This is a genomic window from Nocardioides sp. zg-1230, assembly GCF_013155335.1.
Taxonomy (GTDB): domain Bacteria; phylum Actinomycetota; class Actinomycetes; order Propionibacteriales; family Nocardioidaceae; genus Nocardioides.
This window is the reverse complement of the sequence record NZ_JABJQZ010000002.1, coordinates 423,582-446,288: the sequence shown is the minus strand read 5'-3', so window position 1 is coordinate 446,288 and position 22,707 is coordinate 423,582. Positions and strand designations below refer to the sequence as shown.

The 22,707-nt window shown below is 71.1% G+C and carries 22 protein-coding genes and 1 tRNA gene; 4 read left to right on the top strand and 19 right to left on the bottom strand.

Going from position 1 to position 22,707, the window contains the following annotated elements; translation table 11 throughout:
• Window positions 1–93: 93 nt before the first annotated feature.
• The 12 genes from HOO61_RS10105 to HOO61_RS10050 form a co-directional block, all read right to left on the bottom strand.
• Entirely contained in the window at window positions 94–681 is a 588-nt protein-coding gene (locus tag HOO61_RS10105; protein WP_172258569.1) for a hypothetical protein, read from the bottom strand.
• Between the two features lie 115 nt (window positions 682–796).
• Window positions 797–1,435, bottom strand: a complete 639-nt coding sequence (locus HOO61_RS10100) for a DUF305 domain-containing protein (protein ID WP_129456443.1) — start codon at window positions 1,433–1,435, stop codon at window positions 797–799.
• 135 nt (window positions 1,436–1,570) lie between these two features.
• Window positions 1,571–2,116 carry a hypothetical protein gene (locus HOO61_RS10095; protein ID WP_129456442.1) on the bottom strand — a complete coding sequence of 182 codons (546 nt, stop codon included), beginning with the start codon at window positions 2,114–2,116 and terminating at the stop codon, window positions 1,571–1,573.
• 28 nt (window positions 2,117–2,144) lie between these two features.
• Complete coding sequence (locus HOO61_RS10090; RefSeq protein WP_253942242.1) at window positions 2,145–4,580, bottom strand: heavy metal translocating P-type ATPase; 2,436 nt, start codon at window positions 4,578–4,580, stop codon at window positions 2,145–2,147.
• Between the two features lie 177 nt (window positions 4,581–4,757).
• Window positions 4,758–7,118: a hypothetical protein gene (locus HOO61_RS10085; RefSeq protein WP_129456440.1), complete on the bottom strand. Its 2,361-nt coding sequence runs from the start codon at window positions 7,116–7,118 to the stop codon at window positions 4,758–4,760.
• A complete protein-coding gene (locus tag HOO61_RS10080) occupies window positions 7,115–7,519 on the bottom strand; it encodes a hypothetical protein (protein WP_129456439.1) in 405 nt (134 codons plus the stop codon). Before HOO61_RS10080 ends, HOO61_RS10085 begins: the two co-directional genes overlap by 4 nt.
• 314 nt (window positions 7,520–7,833) lie before the next feature.
• Window positions 7,834–7,907, bottom strand: a tRNA-Met gene (locus tag HOO61_RS10075).
• A 49-nt stretch (window positions 7,908–7,956) separates the two neighbouring features.
• Window positions 7,957–10,941: a UPF0182 family protein gene (locus tag HOO61_RS10070; protein WP_172258567.1), complete on the bottom strand. Its 2,985-nt coding sequence runs from the start codon at window positions 10,939–10,941 to the stop codon at window positions 7,957–7,959.
• A 4-nt stretch (window positions 10,942–10,945) separates the two neighbouring features.
• Complete coding sequence (locus HOO61_RS10065) at window positions 10,946–11,581, bottom strand: PPA1309 family protein (protein WP_216658772.1); 636 nt, start codon at window positions 11,579–11,581, stop codon at window positions 10,946–10,948.
• A complete protein-coding gene (locus HOO61_RS10060) occupies window positions 11,578–12,630 on the bottom strand; it encodes a PDZ domain-containing protein (protein WP_172258566.1) in 1,053 nt (350 codons plus the stop codon). Before HOO61_RS10060 ends, HOO61_RS10065 begins: the two co-directional genes overlap by 4 nt.
• A gap of 49 nt (window positions 12,631–12,679) precedes the next feature.
• Window positions 12,680–12,940, bottom strand: a complete 261-nt coding sequence (locus tag HOO61_RS10055) for a hypothetical protein (protein ID WP_367650114.1) — start codon at window positions 12,938–12,940, stop codon at window positions 12,680–12,682.
• A 42-nt stretch (window positions 12,941–12,982) separates the two neighbouring features.
• Window positions 12,983–13,420, bottom strand: a complete 438-nt coding sequence (locus tag HOO61_RS10050) for a molybdenum cofactor biosynthesis protein MoaE (protein WP_172258565.1) — start codon at window positions 13,418–13,420, stop codon at window positions 12,983–12,985.
• Between the two features lie 51 nt (window positions 13,421–13,471).
• Between HOO61_RS10050 and HOO61_RS10045 the strand changes: the two genes are divergently transcribed.
• Both HOO61_RS10045 and HOO61_RS10040 read left to right on the top strand, forming a co-directional pair.
• A complete protein-coding gene (locus HOO61_RS10045) occupies window positions 13,472–14,806 on the top strand; it encodes a zinc-dependent metalloprotease (RefSeq protein WP_172258564.1) in 1,335 nt (444 codons plus the stop codon).
• Entirely contained in the window at window positions 14,803–15,399 is a 597-nt protein-coding gene (locus tag HOO61_RS10040; protein ID WP_172258563.1) for an NUDIX domain-containing protein, read from the top strand. The genes HOO61_RS10045 and HOO61_RS10040 overlap by 4 nt, the downstream gene beginning before the upstream one ends.
• On the opposite strand, the gene HOO61_RS10035 is transcribed toward HOO61_RS10040, so the two are convergent.
• From HOO61_RS10035 to HOO61_RS10025, 3 genes are all read right to left on the bottom strand, one after another.
• Window positions 15,348–15,887 (bottom strand): M48 family metallopeptidase, encoded by a 540-nt coding sequence (locus HOO61_RS10035; RefSeq protein WP_172258562.1) that lies wholly within the window; start codon window positions 15,885–15,887, stop codon window positions 15,348–15,350. The genes HOO61_RS10040 and HOO61_RS10035 overlap by 52 nt on opposite strands.
• Before the next feature lie 71 nt (window positions 15,888–15,958).
• On the bottom strand, window positions 15,959–17,008 hold the full coding sequence (locus HOO61_RS10030) for a PHP domain-containing protein (protein WP_367650113.1): 1,050 nt from the start codon (window positions 17,006–17,008) through the stop codon (window positions 15,959–15,961).
• Window positions 17,009–17,316: 308 nt separating this feature from the next.
• Complete coding sequence (locus HOO61_RS10025) at window positions 17,317–18,123, bottom strand: enoyl-CoA hydratase/isomerase family protein (protein ID WP_172258561.1); 807 nt, start codon at window positions 18,121–18,123, stop codon at window positions 17,317–17,319.
• A 191-nt stretch (window positions 18,124–18,314) separates the two neighbouring features.
• On the opposite strand from HOO61_RS10025, the gene HOO61_RS10020 reads away from it, so the two are divergent.
• Together HOO61_RS10020 and HOO61_RS10015 are read left to right on the top strand one after the other, a co-directional pair.
• Window positions 18,315–18,473, top strand: coding sequence for a DUF5679 domain-containing protein (locus HOO61_RS10020; protein ID WP_090969683.1), 159 nt, complete (start codon window positions 18,315–18,317; stop codon window positions 18,471–18,473).
• Between the two features lie 122 nt (window positions 18,474–18,595).
• Window positions 18,596–19,135 carry a hypothetical protein gene (locus HOO61_RS10015; protein ID WP_172258560.1) on the top strand — a complete coding sequence of 180 codons (540 nt, stop codon included), beginning with the start codon at window positions 18,596–18,598 and terminating at the stop codon, window positions 19,133–19,135.
• Between the two features lie 24 nt (window positions 19,136–19,159).
• Here HOO61_RS10015 and HOO61_RS10010 read toward each other — a convergent pair whose 3' ends face one another.
• The 4 genes from HOO61_RS10010 to HOO61_RS09995 all read right to left on the bottom strand — a co-directional run bounded on the left by HOO61_RS10010 (window position 19,160) and on the right by HOO61_RS09995 (window position 22,639).
• Complete coding sequence (locus HOO61_RS10010) at window positions 19,160–19,327, bottom strand: hypothetical protein (protein WP_172258559.1); 168 nt, start codon at window positions 19,325–19,327, stop codon at window positions 19,160–19,162.
• Window positions 19,328–19,493: 166 nt separating this feature from the next.
• Window positions 19,494–19,688 carry a hypothetical protein gene (locus tag HOO61_RS10005; RefSeq protein WP_172258558.1) on the bottom strand — a complete coding sequence of 65 codons (195 nt, stop codon included), beginning with the start codon at window positions 19,686–19,688 and terminating at the stop codon, window positions 19,494–19,496.
• Window positions 19,689–19,738: 50 nt separating this feature from the next.
• Window positions 19,739–20,071, bottom strand: a complete 333-nt coding sequence (locus HOO61_RS10000; RefSeq protein WP_172258843.1) for a WhiB family transcriptional regulator — start codon at window positions 20,069–20,071, stop codon at window positions 19,739–19,741.
• A gap of 528 nt (window positions 20,072–20,599) precedes the next feature.
• Window positions 20,600–22,639, bottom strand: a complete 2,040-nt coding sequence (locus HOO61_RS09995) for an ATP-dependent DNA helicase UvrD2 (protein ID WP_216658771.1) — start codon at window positions 22,637–22,639, stop codon at window positions 20,600–20,602.
• Window positions 22,640–22,707 lie beyond the last annotated feature (68 nt).

Genomic DNA, 22,707 nt, shown 5'->3' with positions numbered 1-22,707 from the left:
GCGCCCGACAGCAGGACCGGCTGGTCCACAACACGCCGGCCAGAGGTCGAACCGGTGGGCCGCTACCCCAGACGCTTCATCGTGCCGGCGAACTCACCCGAGAGTGAGCTCGATCTGCTGGTCGGGCTCGAGCCGCAGGTCGGCCGGGTCTCCGGCGACCGGGGTGCCGTTGCTGGTGACGGTCACCTTCGCGTCACCCTTTGCCTTCACGCCGCCGACCTGGGTGGGTGTGAGGGTCACGCCCCACTGGGTGAACAGCTGGCCGAGGGTGAACTTCTCACCGACCGTGTGGGCCTCGATGTGGATGGTGCCGTCACCCTCGTGAGTGTGGACCGCGGACATGGCGCCGGTGTTCGGGTCGACGCCGATGTTGGGCGGCACGGGTACCGGCTGGCCGTCAATGGTGACGGCCAGGTGGGGGTGGTAGTGCTCGGCGGTCCCCATCGGGCCGAGGTCGAGGCCGGCGGCGGCGACGCGGGCGGGCACGTCGGCCGGGGCGGGCCACGGCGGGAGAGAGGCGTCGTCGGGCGCCGCCGCGGCGGTACTGGACGAGGTCGAACCGCTCGCGCCGGTCGGACTGGTGTCGCTGGTGGTGGCTGGCTCGTTGTTGCATCCGGCGAGGGTCAACGTGAGGGCCGTCGTGACGACGGCCGCAAGCACGATGGGGGTGGGGGTCTTCACGACGCTCTACTTTCCAAGAGAGGGGGACGCGTCCGGTCTCGGCCGGTATGCGGGACGGGGGAGGCGCGCGGGCGGACGTCACCGAGGAGCCGATGGCGTCCGCCTGCGCTCGAGCTCAGGAGCTGAGGAGCTCCTTCATGGTGTCGATCTGGGCCGTCTGCGTCTCGATGACCTGACCGGCGAGGTCGACGGCGTCCTTGAACTTGCCCTCGGCCTGCTCGGTCTGCGCCATCTCGACCGCGCCCTCGTGGTGCTCGATCATCATCTCGAGCCACATGTCCTGGAACTCGCCGTCGGCGGAGTTCTCCAGGTCGTCGATGTCGTCCGCGGTCATCATCCCGGGCATGTCGTCGTGGCCCATGTCGTCCATGTTGTCGGACATGTCGTCCATGTCGTGGCCACCGTTGACGTGGTCGCGCATCGTCTCCGGCACGTCCTCGCCCCACTCGGTGAGCCAGTCGGCCATCGTCTCGATCTCGGGGCCCTGCGCTTCTCGGATGTCCTCGGCCAGCCCCTGAACCTCCGGGTCGAGGGGGCGGTTGAGGGTCAGGTCGACCATCGAGAGCGCTTGCGCGTGGTGGGTCATCATGTCGCTGGCGAAAGTGACGTCGGCGTCGTTGTGCTCGGTCGTGCTGACCTCGGCCTGGCCGGCCGCGTCCGAGGTGTCGTCGCCGCAGGCGGTGAGGCCGGCGCCGAGGACAAGGGTGAGCGCGAGCGCGGTGAGCGCACGCGTGCGGGTCTTGGTCTTGTGCATGGGAAGTTCTCCTGGTCTCAGGTAGTCAGTGGGGTGTTGGAGGCAGGCGGAGGCGTCACCCGGCCGGAACGCTGCTGTCGAACGCGCGAGGCAGTCGCGGTCGAGCTCAGCGGTGGCGGGCGGTCGCAGGACCTGTCAGCACCTGATGACGGAGAACTGCCACTCGTAGGGCGGGCCGGTGCCACGCACCCACTGCAACGCCCGCTCACGCACAGCGGCGGGCATGAACGCGGCCGGCAGCAGCGGTCGGAAGAGTCGCGCGGCGAGCACCACCAGCAGCGTGAGCGCCGCCGCGGCGAGCATGACGACGCACAGCATGACCATGCCGGCCATCCCGTGTCCTGAGCCGTGTCCCGAGCCGAAGTCACCGTTCACACTGGTGCCGGCGGCCGCCATCGCGGTGTGTGCGGCAGCGGCGGCGTGGTGGTGACTGGCGTCGGATGTCCCTGCTGCCATCGCCGCGTCGTGGCCTGCCGGCGTGCTCATCGCGGCCATCGTGCTTGCAGGAGCCGCGGCGGCGGACGGGGCGCCGTGGCTGGCCAGGGCGTGCATGCCGAGGATGCCGACGACCAGGGCCGCCACGAGGGCGGGCAGCCAGGGGCGGCGGGCGCCGCGCCCAGCAGTCAGCGCCCGTAGGACTCGCCTACGGGTGCTGACGGCGGTGGAAGGCACTGGCTTCATCGTTCTCGATGGTACGGAGCCGCTGGTCTCACGCCAGTTTCTGGGTCCGCAGCCGGAGCGCGTTGATGATGACGCTGACCGACGACAACGCCATCGCGGCCGCGGCGATGACCGGCGACAGCAGCCACCCGAACACCGGGTAGAGCACACCGGCGGCGATGGGGATGCCGACGGTGTTGTAGCCGAAGGCGGCGAGAATTCCGATACGAACGTTCCCCATGACGGCGTGGGAGAGCTGGCGGGCGTGGGCGATGCCGTTGAGGTCGCCGCGCAGCAGCGTGACGCCGGCAGACTCCATCGCGACGTCCGTGCCGGTGCCCATCGCCAGGCCCACATCCGCAGCGGCCAACGCCGGAGCGTCGTTGACGCCATCGCCGGCGAACGCGACCACGCGGCCCTCAGCACGGAGCTTGTTGACGACGTCGGCCTTGTGGTCGGGCAGCACCTCGGCTTCGACTCGGTCGATGCCGAGCTCGGCGGCGACAGCCTGAGCGGTGACCTGGTTGTCGCCGGTGAGCATGATGACCTCGATGCCCTCCTTGCGCAGCGCCGCCAGAGCAGCCGGGGTCGTCTCCTTGACCTGGTCGGCGATGCCGATGACACCCGCGGGGGTGCCGTCGACGGCGACGAGAACCGCGGTCGCCCCCGTACGGCGCAGCCGGTCCGCCGTCTCGGCCAGTCCTGCGGGGTCGATGCCCTGACTGGTGAGGAACCCCGCGGTGCCGATGAGTACCTTGCGGCCCTCGACGGTCCCGAGGACGCCCTTGCCGGCCGGGGCGTCGAAGTCAGCCACCTCGGGCAGCCGCGCCCCGCTCGCCCTCGAGCCGCCGGCACTGTCGGCCTGGGCCTTGTCGACGATGGCACGCGCGAGCGGGTGCTCAGAGGCGTTCTCCACCGCGGCTGCGAGCCGCAGCAGCTCCGCGGCGCTCAGGTTGCTGAACCCGTCTGCGAGTTCGACCGCGACGACCGCCGGCTTGCCCTCGGTAAGCGTCCCGGTCTTGTCGACGACGACTGTGTCGACCTTCTCCATCCGCTCGAGCGCCTCGGCGTTCTTGATGAGGACACCCATCTGGGCGCCCCGGCCGACCCCGACCATGATGGACATGGGCGTGGCCAGGCCGAGCGCACACGGGCAGGCGATGATGAGGACGCTGACCGCGACGACCAGCGCGTGGGCGAGCTTCGGGTCGGGGCCCACGAGGGCCCAGATGATGAACGCGAGCACGGCGATGCCGATGACGGCCGGCACGAACACCGCGGACACCTTGTCGACGGTGCGCTGGATGGGCGCACGGGAGCGCTGCGCTTCAGCGACCATCTGCACGATGCGGGCGAGCATGGTGTCTCGACCGACCGCGCTGGCGCGCACGAGGAGCGCCCCGGTGGAGTTGAGGGTGCCGCCGATCGCGTTGTCGCCCGGCTCCTTCGTCACGGGCATGGACTCGCCAGTGACCAGCGACTCGTCGACCGCGGACTTCCCTTCCTCGACGACGCCGTCGACGGGAACTTTCTCGCCGGGGCGGACGCGGAGCAGGTCGCCGAGCTGAACCTGGTCGAGAGTGACCTCCTCCTCTGTGCCGTCGTCACGCACCCGCCTGGCGGTCTTCGGGGACAGGTCGAGAAGCGCCTTGATGGCACCAGAGGTCGCCTCACGGGCGCGAAGCTCCAGCACCTGACCCAGGAGGACGAGGGTGGTGATGACGGCGGCCGCCTCGAAGTACACGTCGACTGCGCCGTCTTCGCGGAACGCCGCGGGGAAGATGCCCGGGGCCAACGTTGCGACGACGGAGAACAGCCAGGCGACGCCGGTGCCCATCGCGATGAGCGTGAACATGTTCAGCCTCATGGTGCGTACCGACGCCCAGCCGCGGGTGAAGAACGGCCACCCGGCCCACAGGACCACCGGTGTGGCCAGGACGAGTTGGATCCACGCGGACGTCGTGGCGGACACGGCGTCGTGCAGCGGTTCGACGAGGTCGCGGCCCATGCCGAGGATGACGACGGGGATGGAGAGCGCGACGCCGAACCAGAAGCGGCGGGTCATGTCGCGCAGCTCCGGCGACGGGCCGGAGTCGACCGTGACCACGACCGGCTCGAGCGCCATGCCGCAGATGGGGCACGCCCCGGGGCCGGGTCGACGGATCTCGGGGTGCATCGGGCACGTGTACTCCACAGCCTCCCCGTCGCCGGGCGTGGGTGGGGCAGTGCCGCTGGCCGTCGCAGCGTGTCCGCCGCGATCGTGAGCGTTCCCGGCGTGGTCGTGCTGGTCGTGCTGGTCGTGGCTTGCGTACCGGTCGGGCGTGGCCTGGAACTTGTCCTTGCAGCTCGCCGAGCAGAAGTAGAACTCCCGTCCGTCGTGCGTGAGCGTGTGCTCTGTCGCGGTCGGGTCGACGCTCATTCCGCACACCGGGTCCGTGATCTGGTGCGTCGTAGCGGTGTCCGGTTCGTGCACGTGCGCGTTCATGTCCTCAACCATACCCCTAGGGGGTATGTAGTCAAGGGTCGTAGGCACCTTGTTCCGGGTGCCGTTGGCCACGCCCTGCGCAGCAAAGAGTCACGCTGACGGCGGCACCCACGACCTCCACGCGAGCCGGACCGCCTCATCGGTCGCGTGGAGGGAGGGGTATCGAGCTTGGACCCGTCAGACGGCCAGCGCGAGGCGTGACGGGTCGTGCTCGGCGAGATACCTCAGCACGCTGACCCGAGTCACGTGGCGTCGCCGCTGGTGCTGCACGCGCACCAGCATTCCGTCAGCAACGAGTGCGTCGATGTCCGCGCTCGCCAGTCCGGTTGCGGCCGACACCTCGGCCCACGTCATCAGGTCGTCGCGGACCGTCGGAGTGGGACGGCGAACCGGCTGCTGGGTGGCCCCGGCGAGGCTCTCGCGGGTGACCATGCGACGACCGTCGTAGGCGCGCTCGTCCTTGTCCAACGTCCCGTCCTCCACGAGGTGCTCGACCGCAGCCACCGTCGTACCGAGCTCCTTCGCTGCCTTGGAGTAGGGCACGGCGCGGCGGTGCAGTTCTGCCTGGTGTGCGTAGTGCTCGCGCAGGAGGGCGGCAGTTGCGGGCGGGACGATGAAGTCGCGCTCGCCCCAGGCCTCGAGCTCGAGCCCCTTCGCGCGGACGAACTGGTACACGGTGTGGTAGGTCGTCTGGACCTCATCGGCGAGCCGGACGAGCGTGATCTGGGTGCTGAGCCGCTGGCGCAGTGCCATGGCGTCGCAGAGACGCACCCGCCGCTCCTGCCCCTTGCCACGACCGCCGCACGGGACTGACGGCACTCGACCCTCGGCCATCCAGAGACGCGCCGTCTTGGGCGTGACGTCCCAGAGATCGGCAGCCTCGACGGTCCCGAGGAGCGGCTCCCCGCCCTCGTCCGTCGTGAGGACGAGGGAGCCACGCTCGGCGAGCTCGGCGTCGATGCGCGGACCGTCCAACGCGAGGAACTTCTGGTTGCCGGTGGTGCAGCGGACGGTGGTGGGGATGACGAGTCCGACCGGGAGGTTGGTGGTGAGCTCCTTCTGGATGAGGACGGCGATCTTCCGCGCGGGGCGGAGCTTCGGGTCGTCGAGGAGGTAGCTGCGGTGGAGGACGGCGGTGCCGGCGAGGTGGCCGGCGAATCGCCGCGTGTGGGTGCCCTTCACCTTGAGGCGATCGAGGTCGGACAGGATGGTCCGTCGCATGTCGTGGGGCGTGCAGGAGAAGACCTCGTCGATCACCTCCTCCTCAGGCGTGCAGTCGACGCGGGCGGCCTCGGCAGCATCCGCCAGGGCGGTGCGGAAGGCAGCCTGGCCGCCGGCGTCTCGGCGGTTGAGGCCGGGGATGAGGCGAGCGTCCTGGCGGATCACGCCGTCGGCGTCGGTGTGGAAGACAGCGACGACGAGGCGGATGAAGTCCATGAGGGCGGGCGGGACGACGAGCGCGCGCTTGGAGTTCTTGGTCTTGAGCTCGTCCTTGTCGTCGCTGGTGACCTTGGTGCCGTCCGGGGCGATCTGGGTGAACTTCTTGCCGCCCTGCGTCTTGACCGCGACGGCGCCGTACTGGCCCGGCCCCTGGTCGAGCACGTCGTAGACGCGGATGCCGTAGGCCTCGCTGATGCGCAGCCCGAGGATGCGCATGACCCACAGGGCGAGCTGGTGCACGACGTGCAACCGCGAGGCGATGTCGGCGCAGCGCGTGAGACTGACGGGCTGGCGCTCAGCGCTGGGCGCCTTGTCGGTGATGTGCATGGCGAGGCTGCTGCGGTCCTGCGGGACGTCGACGCCGTGGTCCAGGGCGTACTTGCAGATTTCCTCGAAGGCCCACATGACGTCCTTGGCGACGTCCTGGGAGAGGCTGCCGTTGGTGCGCGGTCCTCGGCGGAGCTCGCCGCCGGGGCCGAGGATGTCCTCGTTGTAGAGATCGGAGACGAGGAAGCGGTGCACCGCGGAAGACGGGTCGACGGGAACGAGCTTGCCTTCGGCCTTGCGGCGCTTCAGCGTCGACTTGGATGCCATCTTGGGGAGCTCGAGGGCCTCGGCCATGGTGACCAGCTGGGTCGGGTCGACGCCGTCCGGGACGCGGACCGTGATGTCGGTGTTCGACCGGGTGAGGGTCGCCTGCAACGCCTTCACCTCGTCACGCACCATGGTCTCGAGCACGAGGCCGCGCTCGTTCATGAAGGCGGCGATGCGCTTGATGTGGCCGAGGGTCGAGGTGGCGCGGTCGTGCTTGCCGCGCCGCAGCTCCTCGTAGCGCTCGGCGTGCCACCGGTCGGCCATGGCGCGGAAGTCGGTCCCGGTCTTCTGGGTGCGCTTGTTCGCGACGCGTCCCTCGGCCCCGGGGGTGGGGAGGTCGGTGTCGCTCTCGATGGCGGCGATGCCGGCGGCGATCCAGCGGTCGACGGCCTCTTCGGTGGTGAAGGTGTAGGTCCGGCGCTTGGTGGCGCCGCGGCGAATCGGGAGGCTGGCGGTCCAGCCGCCGTCGGTCTGCTTCTTGGAACCGGTCAGCTTGCGGCTCATGCTGCACCGCCCTTGCGGACCAGGCTCTTGAGGAGGGCGATGGTGTTGGCGCGCTCATCGGCGAGGGCCGCCGCGGCGGTGAGCTTCTCCTCGAGGCGGATGACCTGCTCGCGGAGGGCCTTGGTCTCCTTGGACTCGCGCCGGGCGGCGAGCTCGTTCGCGACCTGCTCGATCTGGGAGGCGTCGAGGACGTCGGTGGCGACGAGGTCGCGGACCGGGACGCGCCAGGTCTTGCGGCCGGTTTCGTCCTGGGTGGCGTTGGGCCAGCGGCCCTTGCCGGAGTCGTTCCAGGTCTTGATGGTCTTGAGGTCGCGGCCGGTGAGGTCGGCGATCTCGCTGAGGGTGAGGGTGGTGTCGGGGCTGTAGGTGGCCGGCGTGTCGCCGGGCGTCATGGGGGTCATGTCGCAGGACCGTCCGAGGCGATCAGGGTCCGGCAATCCCCGCCACCAGCCGGGCTCAACTTTCTTCAGGAGTCGTCCCTCGACGCCCCCGGATGCCCCCGATCGCCCTCGATCGGGGACGCAAGGCGGTGCAGTACACGCGTGGATCGAACGGGGGATGCACCTGGTGCGACCAGGGTCACCTAGGTCATTCGAGAAACAATCAAGCCGACAATCGACCCCGGATAGGCGCATCGGGCCACTAGATGTGGGCTGAAATGCGCTTGGCCCCCACAAGATGTGGGGGCCAAGGTGCGAATCTTTTGATTCTTGAGTAGCGGGGGCAGGATTTGAACCTGCGACCTCTGGGTTATGAGCCCAGCGAGCTACCGAGCTGCTCCACCCCGCGTCGGTGAACAGAACATTACAGGGGTGGTGGGCCGAGCCCAAATCGGGGGTCAGCCGATCTGGCGCACGGCCTGCCGGATGAGTTCGCGCCCCTCCTCCATCAGGCGAGCCCAGCGCACGGTGTCGCCGGCCTGCTGGGCCTCGTCGGCCTCGGCGAACTTCGCGTCGGCCTGGCGCAGCAGCTCGGCGACGTCGGTCTCCCCACCGGGCTCCTGGGTCGGCTGCGAGCCGGGCGACTCGGTCGGTTCCTCGGTCGGCGACTCGGTCGGCTCCTCCGTCGGCTCCTCGGACGACCCGTCCGTCGAGGCGTCGGAGGTCAGGGCGTCCTCGATCGCGCCCACGAGGGTCGTGCCGATGCCCACCCTGTTCTGGTAGGAGACCAGCACGAAGCGCAGGATCGGGAAGTTCGACTCGCCGTCGCGGCGGGTGTAGACCGGCTGGACGTACATGAACTCGTTGCCGATCGGCACGGTCAGCAGGTTGCCGGGCACCCGGTTGGCGTCACCGGTCGTGTAGGGCAGCAGGGCTGCGCTGACGTCCTCGTTGGTCGCGAACGTGTTGGCGATCTGCAGGGGTCCGCCCGTGGGCTCGTTGGGCAGCTGCAGCACCGAGACCTTGCCGTAGTCGTCAGTGGTGGCGTCGCTGTTGACCGCCATGTAGGCCGCCAGGTTGTTCTCCTTGTCGCGCGGCACGTAGACCGAGGTCAACGACCACGTCTCGCCCTCCCCGGTGTCGGTGAACAGGCGGTAGGGCGGCTGCAGGCGCGTGGTGCGTTGCGGGTCGCTGGGCACCTCCCAGCGGCTCGAGCCCTCGAACCACGCCGACGCCGACGTCTCGTGGTAGCGCTGGAACTGGAAGCGCTGGGCCTTGAACAGGTCCTCGGGGTAACGCAGGTGCTCGATGAGCGCGTCGGGGATCTGGTCCTTGGGCTGGACGGTGTCGGGGAAGACCTCCGTCCAGGCCTGGAGGATCGGGTCCTCCTCGTCCCACTCGTAGAGGGTCACCGTGCCGTCGTAGGCGTCGACCGTGGCCTTGACCGAGTTGCGGAGGTAGTTGATCTCGTCGGTCGGCAGGGTCTGGAAACCGGTGTTCTCCTGCAGGGAGTCGTCGGTCATCTCCTCGAGCGACTCGCGCTGTGACAGGGGGTACTTGTCGGTGACGGTGTAGCCGTCGAGGATCCACTGGATCCGCCCGTCGACGACGGCCGGGTAGGGGTCGGAGTCCACGGTCAGCCACGGGGCGACCTTCTCCACCATCGTGCGGGGGTTGCGGTCGTAGAGGATCTTCGAGTTCTCGTGCACGCGGCTCGACAGGATCAGGTTGGGCTCGCTGAAGCGCACGGCGTAGAGCAGCTGGCTGAAGACGTTGCCGATCGGCACGCCCGCCTCACCGTCGTACGTCGTCGCGACGTCCTCCTCGCTGCGGTCTCCCTGAGGCAGGTCGAACTCGACCGGCGCGCCGCCGGGGCGCTGGCCGACGATGCTGTAGGTCGGGCTCTGCTCACCGAAGTAGACCCGCGTCTCGTAACCGTCCTCGCCGGCGACGCGGCTCAGGGTGTCCTCGTCGGCCTCCGCTCCCTCGGCCCACTGGATGCCGGTCTGCTGGGTGGAGTCGTCCTCGGGCCGCTGGTTGGCGAAGGCCGCGATGACGCCGTTGCCGTGCGTGTAGGCGGTGTGGAGGTTGGACCAGTTCTGGTCGTTCTCGGCGAGGCCGCTCTGGTCGAGCTCGCGGACGCCGAGCACCACGGCCCGGTCGGTGCCGTCGATCTCGTAGCGGTCGACGTCGAGCACGTTGGGCACGGAGTAGTAGGCACGGACCTGCTGCTGCTGCTCGAAGATCTCGCTGACGATCTGCGGGTCCACCAGCGGGATGCCGTCGGTCATGCCGTCCAGCGTGTCGAGCTCACCCGCACCGTCGACGGCCGCGCCGACGTTGCGCACGTCGATCTGGTCGAGCTGGTAGGCCGCGCGCGTCGCGTCGATGTTGGCCTTGATGTAGGGGCCCTCGCGGTCCGGCACGTTGGGGTTGACCCGGATCGCCTGGACGAGCGTCGGCACGATCAGTCCGAGGATGATCGCGGAGAGCGCGAAGAGGGCGACGCCGACCGACGGGAGCAGCCAGGTCCGGCGCCAGATGTTGGCGAGGAAGAGCAGCGCGCAGACGATCGCGATGCCGGCGAGGATCTCCTTGGCGGGCAGGACCGCCTTGTCGTCGGTGTAGCCCATGCCGGTGAAGATCGAGCCGGAGTTGGTCACCAGGTCGAAGCGGTCGAGCCAGTAGTCCACCGCCTTGGCCAGCACGAAGAGCGCCAGCAGCGCGGACACCTGGATCTGCGCGGCGCTGGTGAGCCGCTCCCCGGGACGGGCCGAGAGCCGGATGCCGCCGAAGAGGTAGTTCATCACCAGCGAGGCGATGAGGCCGACGACCGCCAGGGCCATCACGAAGTCGACGATGTAGTGCCAGAACGGCAGGTCGAAGACGTAGAAGCCCACGTCCTTGCCGAAGTAGGGGTCGGTGGTGCCGAAGTCCTGGCTGTGCCGCCACAGGGAGTAGCTGCGCCATTGCCCCGAGGCCGACGCGCCGGCGAAGAGACCCATCACCGCGGCCGCACCGCCGATGACCCAGCCCATGCGAGGTGCGAGCAGCTGTCGGTAGCGGTCCATCCCGTCGTCGGGCATCCCCGGCATCCCGGGCCACAGGACCGGCCGGTAGCGGTAGGCCATCGCCATCGTCACCGCGACGACGGCGGCCATCAGCCCGGCGAAGACGAAGAACAGGCCGATGCGGGTGAGGAGGAGGGTGGTGAAGACCTCCTGGTAGCCCACCGAGCCGAACCACAGCCGCTCGGTCCAGAACGACGCGAACGCGCTCAGCAGCATGAAGGCCAGGACCAGGACGATCGCGGTGATGACGAGGGCACCAGGTCGGCGGGAGGTGCTCGCGGGGCGGGCGCCGCCCGTGCCACCGGGACCACCCGGCCGCTGGGGGCCGTCGGGTCCGGTGGGTCCGCTGGGTCGGTCGAAGGGATTGCTCATGGCCTCAGTGGTTCTCGTCGGGGTGGGGCTGGGTGTCGTGCGCGAGGTCGTGCAGGTGGTCGTGCAGCGTCGCGTGGAGGAGGTCGAGGAGCCCGGGGACGAGCTCGGTGCCGTTGACCACCGACTGCTCGTCGTCGTGGGCTCGCAGCCGGAGGGCGCAGTACGACGCCCCGGCGCGCGTCACGCCGGCGACCATTCGCACCTCCTGGCGCTCGGGGTGCTCGCGCGCGAACAGCTCGGCCGCCGTGGGGTCGTCGGGGATCTCGTCGTCGACGTCGGGCGGGAGCACGAGCCGCTCGATGACGGCCGCGCACCCGGCGACGCTGTCGGGCCACGCGATGGTCGTCAGCGCGTCCTCGAGCACCTGCCCGGGCGGCAGGCCGTCCTGCTCGATGGGCGTGAACGACCCGTCGTCGCCGGGACCGTCGATCGCCATGGCGGCCGCCAGCGCGGGCTCCTGGGCGACGAGCGTCGCGGTGTCGACGAGGGCGTAGAGCCGGGCCGGCTGGTCCCACCCGTCCTGGGCGACGTGCGCCTCGATCTCGAGGACGGCGGCGGCGAGGGCCGGGTCCTCCGGGAGCGCGTCGGGCGCGCTCGGGTCAGGCACGCCGTCGGGGGTCGGGTCGGTGGGGCTCGTCATGAGGCGGTCTCCTCGCAGCTGGGGAGGTCGGCGTCGGGGTCGGCGACCCAGTCGTCCAGGGTCTTCACGGCACCGTCCATCGTCGTGGCCTTCGCCAGCCGCATGTCGCCGGGGTCCACTCCCCCGATGCCGTCGCAGTTGTCGGCAGGGACGAGGAACAGCTCGGCCCCGGCGTCGCGGGCGGCGGCGATCTTCTGCTGGATGCCTCCGATCGGGCCGACCTTCCCGGCCGGCGTGATCGTGCCAGTGCCGGCGATGTCGGCGCCTCCGGTCAGGGAACCCGGGGTGAGGGTGTCGTAGATGGCGAGCGACATCATCAGTCCGGCGCTGGGACCGCCGATGTTGTCGGCGATGTCGACGCTGACCTCGAAGGGGAAGTCGAAGCCCATTCCGGGGGTGATGCCGATGCGCAGGTCGCCGTCGACGTCCTCGGGGGTCACGTCGACCTCGACCTCCTCGTCCCCACGGCGTACGACGAACGCGATCGGCTCGCCGGGGGACGCGGCATCGACGGCGTCGACGACGTCCTGGGCGTCGGTGACCGGCGTGCCGCCGACGCGGAGGAGCACGTCGCGCACCTCCAGCTTGCCGTCGGCGGGCAGCCCGGGGGTCACGTCGAGGACCTCCACGAGCGGCTCGACCTCCTCGCCGAGCTGGGTGAGCGCGGCGGCGACCGCGGTGTCCTGGGAGGAGACCATGGCGGCCTCGGACTGGCGGTCGCTCGACTCGTCGGTCTCCTCGGGTGCGTAGATCGAGGACCGCGGCCAGACGGCGGCGTCGGGGTCGAGATAGGCGCGCAGGAGCTCGGGGAGGCTCACGTCCTCCTGCGGGGTGCTGACGTAGACGGTCGTCATCCGCAGCTCGCCGTCGTCGTAGAAGGCGTCGTGTCCGCTGACCCGGACGATCTCCTGGCCGTCGTCCTCGGCGAGTATGTCGACGGTCGGACCGGGGTAGTAGGTGACGTAGGGCAACGGCACGAACGCGGCCGTCGCCCACAGCACGGCCAGGAGGCACAGTGCGAGCAGTCCCGCCCTGGTCCGCTGACTCATGCGCGCAACTCTCTCAAACGGCAGCAACTGCGCGGCAACGAGCCGTCGATCAGGAGGCGCGGCGGGTGGTGCCGGCGCCCGGGCCCGCCCCGTGGCTGGGCCGGACGGCGATGCCGGTGCTGCGGTCGCGCACCGGTGCCGACGTACGTCGCGTGCCGGCCGGCAGCTCCTTGGCGATCGCCTTGCCGAGGCGCTCGACGGCGACGTCGCGGTCGACCTCGCCACGACCGTCACGACCGGCCCACGACACCCACGCCATCGCGACGAGCGCGACGACGCCCGAGGGCACGAGCCACAGCAGGATCTCCACGCGACGAGAGTAGGGGCCGCGGCAGTCCTCGGCGGGGAGGCCCTACGGCGTGCCGACCCACTCCTCGGTCCGGTCGTCGAAGACCTGGTGCTTCCAGATCGGCACCTCGGCCTTGAGCGTGTCGATCAGGTCCCGCGAGGCGGCGAAGGCGTCGCCGCGGTGCGCCGCGGTCGTCGCCACGACGACCGCGAGGTCGCCGATGCGCAGCTCACCGACCCGGTGCACCGCCGCCACCCCCCTGACGTCGTGGTCCTGCGCCACCCGGCGGCAGACGTCCTCGAGCCGGGCCAGCGCGGTCGGGTGCGCGGAGTAGTCGAGCGCCGTGACGCCCTTTCCGGAGTCGTGGTCACGCACCTGTCCCACGAAGAGGGTGAGGCCGCCGGCGCCGGCGTCACCGAGCGCGTCGAGGACCTCGCTGACGTCGAGCGGGGTGTCGCGGATGTCGACGAGGCGCACGGGATCGGACGTGGGGTCGCTCACGCGCCGAGTCTAGGCGTGCCACTGCTGGGCGCGGTGAGTACCGTGGACGCCATGAGTGACACCCCCGGAGGTCCCGGATCGTCGGGTCAGGGCCCCGACGACAACAACCCGTTCAAGGGCACCCCGTTCGAGCAGATCTTCTCCCAGATGGGCGGCTTCGGCGCCGGTGGCGGTATGCCCGACCTCAACGCGCTGATGGCCCAGATGCAGTCGCTGTTCGCGCCGCACGACGGCCCGGTGAACTGGGAGACGGTCACCGACCTGGCCCGCCGCGCCGCCGCCCAGGAGCCCGACCCCACGATCAGCCCAGCCCAGTCGGGCGCGGTCGCCGACGCCGTACGCCTGGCCGACCACTGGCTCGACACGACGACCGGGTTCCCGTCGGGCGTGACGACCACGGCCGCGTGGTCGCGGGCGGAGTGGATCGTGGAGACGATCCCGGTGTGGAAGGTGCTGGTCGAGCCGATCGCCGGCTCCGCCACGCAGGCCCTGGGCCAGGCGATGCCCGAGGAGATGAAGCAGCTCGCCGGCCCCCTCATGGCGATGCTCGGCAAGGCCAGCGGCGCCATGGTCGCCTCGCAGGTCGGCAGCGGCCTCGGCGCGCTCGCCGGTGACGTGCTCAGCGCCTCCGACATCGGCCTGCCCCTCGGGCCCATCGGCAAAGCCGCCCTGCTCCCCACCAACGTCGCGGCCTTCGCCGAGGAGCTGCCCGACGTCTCCGCCGACGACGTGCTGCTCTACCTTGCGCTCCGCGAGGCCGCCCACCAGCGCCTGTTCGCCGGCGTGCCGTGGCTGCGCGACCACCTCATCGGGGCGGTCTCGGAGTACGGCGCCGGCATGGACTTCGACACCTCCGGCATGGAGACCAAGCTGCGCGAGGTCGACATGACCAACCCCGAGGCGATGCAGGACGCCTTGGCAGGCGGGCTGTTCGACCCCGAGCCGTCGGCGGCCCAGAAGGCGGCGCTCGAGAAGCTCGAGGTCACCCTGGCGCTCGTGGAGGGCTGGGTCGACGAGGTCGTCAGCCAGGCCACGGCCGAGCGGATGCCGGCCGCCGCCAAGCTGCAGGAGACCGTACGACGCCGGCGCGCCGCGGGTGGCCCGGCCGAGCAGACCTTCGCCACCCTCGTCGGGCTCGAGCTGCGGCCCCGTCGGCTGCGCGACGCCTCCACCCTGTGGGGCTCACTACGCACCCGTCAGGGCACCGAGGCCCGCGACGGCGTCTGGATGTCCCCGCACCTGCTCCCCACGGCCAGCGACCTTGACGACCCGCTCGGCTTCCGGGAGGACTCGGTGACGCCCGGCGAGCTCTCCGAGGAGGAGTTCGACGCCGGGCTGCGCGACCTGCTCGACGGCGGCGACAGCGGCACCCGCCCCAGCGAGTGACCCTCCACGCGAACGCCGTCGCGGCGCTGTCGGACTGGGTCGCGCCGACCCGCGCCCAGGCGGAGCTGCGCGAGCGCTACCTGGCGCACCTCGCCCAGCACGCCGACGGGCTGGCCAAGGCGTGCTTCCCCGACCACCTCACCGCAGGCGCGATCGTCGTGTCGCCCGACGGCGGTGCCGTGCTGCTGAACCACCACCGCAAGGCCGACGCGTGGCTGGCCTTCGGCGGACACCTCGAGCCGGATGACGCGTCGCTCGCGGATGGCGCGCGACGCGAGCTGGTCGAGGAGTCGGGCCTGTCGTCGTTCGACTTCGACGACGAGCCGCTCTCCCTCGACGCGCACGCCGTCGAGTTCTGCTCCGAGCGCGGCACGGTGCACCACCTCGACGTACGGTTCCTCGCCACGGCCGACCCCGACGCCTACCACGCGACCAGCGAGGAGTCGCTCGACGTGCGGTGGTGGCCGGTCGACGACCTGCCGGCGACCTTCGACGACATGTACGTCCTCATCGACGCCGCCGTCGCGCGGGTGCGGTCGGCTCAGTCGTCCTCGACGCCGGGCGGCGGCTCCAGCCGCGCGGCCGCGGAGTAGCCCTCGAGGTAGCCCTTGGCCTTCTCCGCCCGGGGGTAGCGGTCGACCCACGCCCAGAAGGCCGGCGTGTGGCCCGCCTCGAGCAGGTGGGCCAGCTCGTGGACGAGGACGTAGTCGACGACCCAGCCGGGCACCTTCTGGAGGCGGTTGCTGAGCCGGATGGTGCCCTCGCCCGGGGTGCACGACCCCCAGCGGGCGTTCTGGTTGGTCACCCAGCGCACCGAGGCCGGGACCGCGAGGCCACCGAAGTAGAGGTCGTTGAGCTTGGCCGCGCGGGCGACGAGGTCGTCGTCGGAGCGCAGCCGGCGCCTCTCCTGCCGCTCGATGCGGGCCACCATGTCGGCGACCCACGTCGCCTCGTCGCGCTTGCTCATGGTGGCCGGGATCAGCACGACGATGCGGTCGCCGTCACGGTAGGCCGAGACCGTACGACGTCGGCGGCGCGAGCGGCGCACCTCCACGTCGGGCGGGATGGCCGGGGTGCTCATGTGCCGAACCTAACGCCCACCACCCACACCGAGGGGTGGGCGCGCTGGCGGAGCCGCACTCAGGGCCGCCCTCAGAGCCGCGCCGAGGCCCATTCCAGCAGCCGGTCGCGCTCCCAGGTGGTGACGATCCGGTCGGGGTCGATCCCGACCTCGGTGGCCCGGGCGGCGCCGTGGTCGAGCATGTCGAGCTGGCCGGGCGCATGGGCGTCGGAGTCGATCGCGAACAGGCAACCGAGGTCGCGGGCGAGCTCGAGCAGCTTCGTGGGCGGGTCGCGCCGCTCGGGTCGCGAGTTGATCTCGACCGCCACCCCCTCCTCCGCGCACGCGGTGAAGACCGCCCTCGCGTCGAACTGGCTCTGCGGTCGCACGCCCCGGTTGCCGGTCACCAGGCGACCGGTGCAGTGGCCGAGGACGTTGGTGTGCGGGTTGCGGACCGCCGCGACCATCCGCCTCGTCATCGAGGCGGCCTCCATCTTGAGCTTGGAGTGGACCGACGCGACGCGGACGTCCAGCCGGTCGAGCATCTCCGGGGTCTGGTCGAGCGACCCGTCGTCGAGGATGTCCACCTCGATCCCCTTCAGCAGGGTGAACGACCCCTCGAGGTGCTCGTTGACGGCGTCCACGACGCCGAGCTGGCGCGCCAGGCGCTCGGCGCTGAGCCCGTTGGCCACCCTCAGGCGCGGGCTGTGGTCGGTGAGCACGAGGTAGTCGTGCCCCAGCTCCATCGCCGTCATCGCCATCTCCTCGAGCGGGGAGCCGCCGTCGGACCAGTCGGAGTGCGAGTGCAGGTCGCCGCGCAGCCGGGCGCGCAGCTCCTCCCCACCCCGGGCCAGGGGCCCGGCGGTGCCCTCCAGCCTGACCAGGCGCTCGGGCACCACGCCGTTGCACGCGTCGGTGATGACGGCCGCGGTGCTGGGGCCGATGCCGGGTAGCTCGGTGAGCGTGCCGTCGGCGGCCCGACGGCGTACCTCCTCCTCGGGCAACGGCAGGATCGTGCGCGCCGCCTTGCGGAAGGCCTCGATCCGGCGGGTCTCCTCCCGCTGGCGCTCCATCAGGAACGCGATGCGCCTCAGCGTCGCCACGGGACCGCGAGGGGTGCCCGCCGTCGACTCCTCGCCCACTGTTTCTCCTCCACAGCCCGGTCACCGGTGAAACCGCTGGTCACCCGCACAGTACGGCGCCCGCGCCGGGCGTGTCGCGCACAGGGTCGTCCCCATCCCCGGTGGCCCCCTCCACGGCCGCGGGGGCGCGGTGCACACCGTCTCCACAGGCCTGTCCACAGGGGTGGACACCGATCCGTTGACCGCGCACGTGGCCGGCCCTAGCGTTGCGACCAGAAGGGCCCCACGGCTCCTCGACGCCGGCTGGGGAAGGCAGGCGTCGGAGGCTGCGGGGCCCCTTCTTCGTCCAGTCCCGGGCTCAGCCGGGCTCAGCGGCCGCGGAACTGCGGCGCCCTCTTGTCCTTGGCCGCCGCGATGCCCTCCTGCAGGTCTGCGGTCGCGAGCGTCATCGGCTGGGCGAGCGCCTCCCACTGCAGCGCGGACTCGAAGTCGGCGTGGCCGCCGTCGGCGAGCGCGACCTTGGTCAGGCGCGCCGCGATGGGAGCGGTGGCCGCGATGCCGGCCGCCGTCTCGAGCACCTCGTCGAGGAACACCCCGGGGTCCATGACGCGCGAGACGAGACCGAGCCGCAGCGCCTCCTCGGCCTCCACGACGCGACCGGTGAGCAGCAGGTCGCGCGCGTGGGCGGCGCCCACCACCTGGGGCAGCAGCCAGGTGCCGGCCATCCCGGCGTGCATGCCGAGCTTGTTGAAGGGCACGCCCAGCTTGGCGCCGTCCGCGGCGTAGCGGATGTCGCAGGCGAGCGCGAGGCACAGGCCGGCCCCGATGGCGGCGCCGTTGACGGCCGCGATGGTCGGCACCTCGAGGCGCCGGATCGACAACCAGGCGCGGTAGAACGGCAGCATCCGCGAGCGCAGGTGGTCGACGGTCGCGTCGGGCTCGCTGGCGATCCACGAGGTGTTGCCGCCCGAGCAGAAGGCGCTCCCCTCCCCCGTGACCACGACCGCACGCACGGACCGGTCGGCGGCGAGCTCGTCGATGGCCGCGACCCACGACGAGGTCATCTCGTCGCTCATCGCGTTGCGCATCGCGGGGTTGTCGAGGGTCAGCAGGACGACCCCCTCGGAGGGGCACTCGAGGCGCAGGTGGGGACGGTCGGCGGAGGTCTCTGGCATGGCCCGAGGGTACTGATCCGGCTGAGCGTAGAAGGACCCGGATTCACGCTCAGCGCGTGTGGTGCGTGAGCGTGGGCCACGCGTGGCGTAGGGTCGTCGACGGAGCGCTGGCAACCGCCAGCTCACCCCGGCGGGCTTCCCCGAGAGACTCCCCGTCGCGACGACCAAGGAAAACAAGCAAGGAGGCCGTCATGGCGGAGACCTGGAGCGGTGAGTTCTACTGCGTCAAGTGCAAGGAGAAGCGCGAGGCGGAGGGCGAGATCAAGGTCAACGACAAGGGCACCAAGATGGCCAAGGGCGTCTGCCCGGTCTGCGGCACCAACCTGAACCGCATCCTCGGCAAGGCCTGAGCCTCACCACTTGAGCTCATAGCGGCGGCGTCACCCTCGGGTGACGCCGCTGCTGCATTTCCCAGCGCGTGGGGTCTGTGGACGACGGCCCACACGGGGCGCCGCCGTGGCACCGTCGCGGGGTGCCCGTCCGTCCCACCGTCCGTCCCACCCCGTCGCCGTACGCCGCTCGCGTCCGAGCGCAGCTCGACTGCCCTGACGCGTGGGCCGACGCCGTCGTCGCGACGCTGGCCGTCGCCGGTGTCGTCGTCGACCCGACGGCCCCCGTCGGCGTCGCGGTGGCTCCCGGCCGCCTGGTCTCGGCGGCCGTCGACGCCTGGTGCGTCGACTCGCTGCCCCATGTCCTGGTGAGCGTCCAGCCCTACGCCGTCGAGGTCGGCCCGTGGGTCGCGCCCGGGGTCGGTCCGTGCGCGCGGTGCGTGGCTGCCGGCGTGCTCGACGAGGGCGGCCCGGCGCCGGCGGGCGCGGTACCCCGCCCGCTCCTGGCGGTGGGCGCGGGCACGGTCGCCCGGGACCTCGGTGCGTGGTCGCGGGGCGAGGTGCCGCACACGTGGCTCACGTCGTGGCGCGTCGACCACGAGCCGCTGCCCGTCGCACGACGCTGGAAGCGTCACCCCTACTGCGGGTGCACCTGGTTCGAGACCGCGACCGACGCGGGGTGAGCGCGGCTCGTTCCGACGGGGAGCTCACCACCACTCGCTGTCGAGCTTGCTCTCCATCGCGCGCAGGTGGGTGCGGGAGCAGGTGTCGCAGAAGGCGCGCCGCCGGCCGTTCTCGACCGCGGTCGTCCACGTGAGGGTCTCCCCCTCCGGGGCCTGGGTGCCGCAGAAGTCGCACGTCACGAGGTCGGTCACGTCTCGAGGCTACCCTCCGCAGCCCGTCCGCGGGCGCCGCGCGCACGGCAGGGAAATGGCAGTGAGCCGGTACGTCGTCACCGTGACGACGTACCGGCTCACCTGGTGTGCTCACCCGCGATCAGGGCGAGATTGCGTCCCTCGGCCGGGTCGGCCTCGGAACCTGTCAGATCACGCGAGCGAGGGCGAGACGCGCCTGCTGCGCGGCCTGCTCGGCCTTGCGGCTCATACGACGGGCCAGGACCAGCTGGCGGCCGCGTCGCAGTTCGTGCGCCTCTCCCAGGCGCGCGGTCATTTGCGCGCGTGCGAGTTCTTCATGCATGAGATTCATGTCGTGTCGTCCGTTTCGGTAGGTCTTCATGAGTGGTGGTGTTCCTTGTGTTTCCTCGGAGGTGACTGAGCGGTGACGCCTTACGCGGCTGCCCCGTCCTTCTGGTTCTGGCCGGCCTGAGCGGCGACCTGTTCGGACTTGCGGGGCCGGCCTCGCGGCCGCTTGCGCGGGATCACCACGCCCTGGAGGAAGAGCTCGCCTCCCCAGACGCCCCACGGCTCACGCCGTTCGAGGGCTCCGTCGAGGCACAGCGCCCGCACCGGGCAGTCGATGCAGAGGGCCTTGGCGTGCTCCACGTCCGCGGGGGACTCGGCAAACCACAGCTCTGCGTCGTTGACGCGGCAGGGCAGCAGCTCCTCATTCACTCCGGCAGCTGCGTCGTGCAGGGCTCCGAGCGGGGCCTGGGGCTCCATCTCGGTCTGGTCGGCAGCTCGGTTGCGGTCGAGAACGCTGATGGTCATGTGTTCACCTCCTACTCGTTGACCTGATCGCGGGTTGATGACGCTTGGGACAAACAGAAAGGCCGCGGATCCCGGGTTTCGGGTTCCGCGGCCTGGAGGCTGCCGATGCGAGTCTTCTCAACTCGTCGGTGGACTCCAGGCTGGGAGACCCGGGAAGACGCCCTTGACGCGCTCGATGGACACAGCGGTCCCCTGGAGCGCAGCTGCGACATCGACACCGAGGACGCGCACATCAGTGGCGCAGCGGTGGCCGGCAGCGGGCATGCCGAAGGACGGCGTCCAAGCCGTCGTGGTCTTCGTGTAGTTCTCCATGGGGGCCACCTCCTTCGGGGCGTCGGGCGCGGATCCTTGTCAGGGATCCCATGCGCGTGGGTTGTTGGAGGGAACGTTAGACCCCTCACATCGTCAGGGGCAAACCATTTAATGGGTATTACCGAGATTTCTTTTCCGGAGCCCTTCCCGAGCTCGTGCGGCACCCGTTCAGGCGCCCGCCTCGGCGACCAGCGCGAGGACCTCGTCGCCGTACTTGGCGATCTTGCTCGGGCCGACGCCGCTGATCGCCCGCAACCCCTTCTCGTCGGTGGGGACGTGCTCGGCGATGAGCTGGAGCGTCGCGTCGGTGAAGACGACGAACGCCGGCACGCTGTCCTCCGCGGAGCGGGCCAGCCGCCACTCACGCAGCCGCTCGAAGAGTGCCTCGTCGTAGGAGGCCGGGCAGTCGGCGCAGCGACCGGTCTTCTTCTCCACCGACGTCGACAGGGCCTTGCCGCACTCACGGCAGTGCATGGCGGCTCGGTTGCGCCGGGTGCGCTCGCGGCGCTGCCCGGACACACCGGGCACGCCGTCGAGCAACGGCACGAGGAAGGGCGAGCTGCCCCGGGTCGACCGACCGCCCGGCTCCCGCGCGGTCGCCCACGACACGCTGAGCTCGTCACGCGCGCGGGTCATCGCGACGTAGAGGAGGCGGCGCTCCTCCTCGACCTCGGCGGGCGTCTGCGCCTGGGAGATGGGCATCATCTTGTCGTGCATGCCGGCCACGAAGACGGCGTCCCACTCCAGGCCCTTGGCCGAGTGGATGGTGGCCAGGGTGACGGCGTCGGCCACGGGCGCGTGCTGCTCGCTGGCCCGGCGGTCGAGGTCGTCGACGAAGTCCCCGACACCCGCGTCGGGACGCTCGCGGCCGAAGTCGGCGGCGAGGTCGACCAGCGCCTGCAGGGACTCCCACCGGTTGCGGACCTCTCCCCTGCCCTCGGGCGGATCGGTGGAGTGGCCCATCTGCGACAGCACGGCCACCACGGCCTCCGACACCGGGCCCGACGCCTCGCCCGAGCGCGCGGCACCGCGGACGAGAGTGATCGCCTGCCGCACCTCGGGGCGGTCGAAGAACCGCGCGGCACCGCGTACGACGTAGGGGAGCCCGCGCGCCGCCAGGGCCTCTTCGAAGCGCTCGGACTGCGCATTGATGCGCAGCAGGACGGCCATCCGGCTGGCGGGCGTCCCGGAGGCCCGCAGCGCGGCCACCCGGTCGGCGACCGCGTCGGCCTCGGCGACCTCGTCGGTGGCCTCGCGCCACGTGATGCGGGCGCCGGACGGCCGCTGGGCGACCAGGTCGACGCCCTTGCTGGGGGTGCCGTCGAGCAGCCGGTTGGCCGCGGAGACGACCTCCGGGGTCGAGCGGTAGTTGCGGACCAGCTCGACGCTCGTGGCCGACGGAAAGCGCTGGGTGAACTGGCGGAGGTAGCGGGCGTCGGCGCCGGCGAACGAGTAGATCGTCTGGGCCGGGTCGCCGACGACGCACAGCTCGTCGCGCCCGCCCAGCCACAGGTCGAGCAGGGCGTGCTGGAGCGGGGAGACGTCCTGGAACTCGTCGACGACGAACCACTTGTACTGGCGGCGGACCTGGGCGGCCACCGCCTCGTTGTCGGCGAGGAGACCGGCACCGAGGAGGAGCACGTCCTCCATGTCCATCCGGCCCTGGCCGCGCTTGACCTCCTCGTAGGCGTCGAACGCGCGGGCCACCACCTCGGGGTCGAGGCCCGACACCGTGCGGCCGCGGGCCCGGGCTATCGCGGCGTAGGTGTCGGGGCCGGCGTTGGAGACCTTGGCCCACTCGATCTCGCTGGCGAGGTCGCGCAGCGTGGCCTGGTCGACGCCGAGCCGCTGGCGCCGCGCTGCGAGCGCGAGCATGCCGAGCTTGGACTCCACGAGCTCGGGGAGCTCGCGCTGGTGGACACGCGGCCAGAAGAAGCGCAGCTGGCGCAGCGCCGCGGAGTGGAAGGTCCGCGCCTGCACGCCGGGCGCCCCGAGCGCACGCAGGCGCTCGCGCATCTCACCGGCCGCACGGGTGGTGAAGGACAGGGCCAAGACCTCGGTCGGCGCGTAGACCCCTTGGGCCACGCCGTGCGCGATGCGGTGCGTGACCGCGCGGGTCTTGCCGGTCCCGGCGCCGGCGAGGACGCGCACCGGTCCGCGCAGCGCCTCGGCGACCTGTCGCTGCTCGGGGTCGAGCGCTTCGAGCAACGGAACAACTCCTGCGACGTCGTGGTTGGGATCGGTGGAGGGTGTCGACCACCCTCGCCGTTGAACCC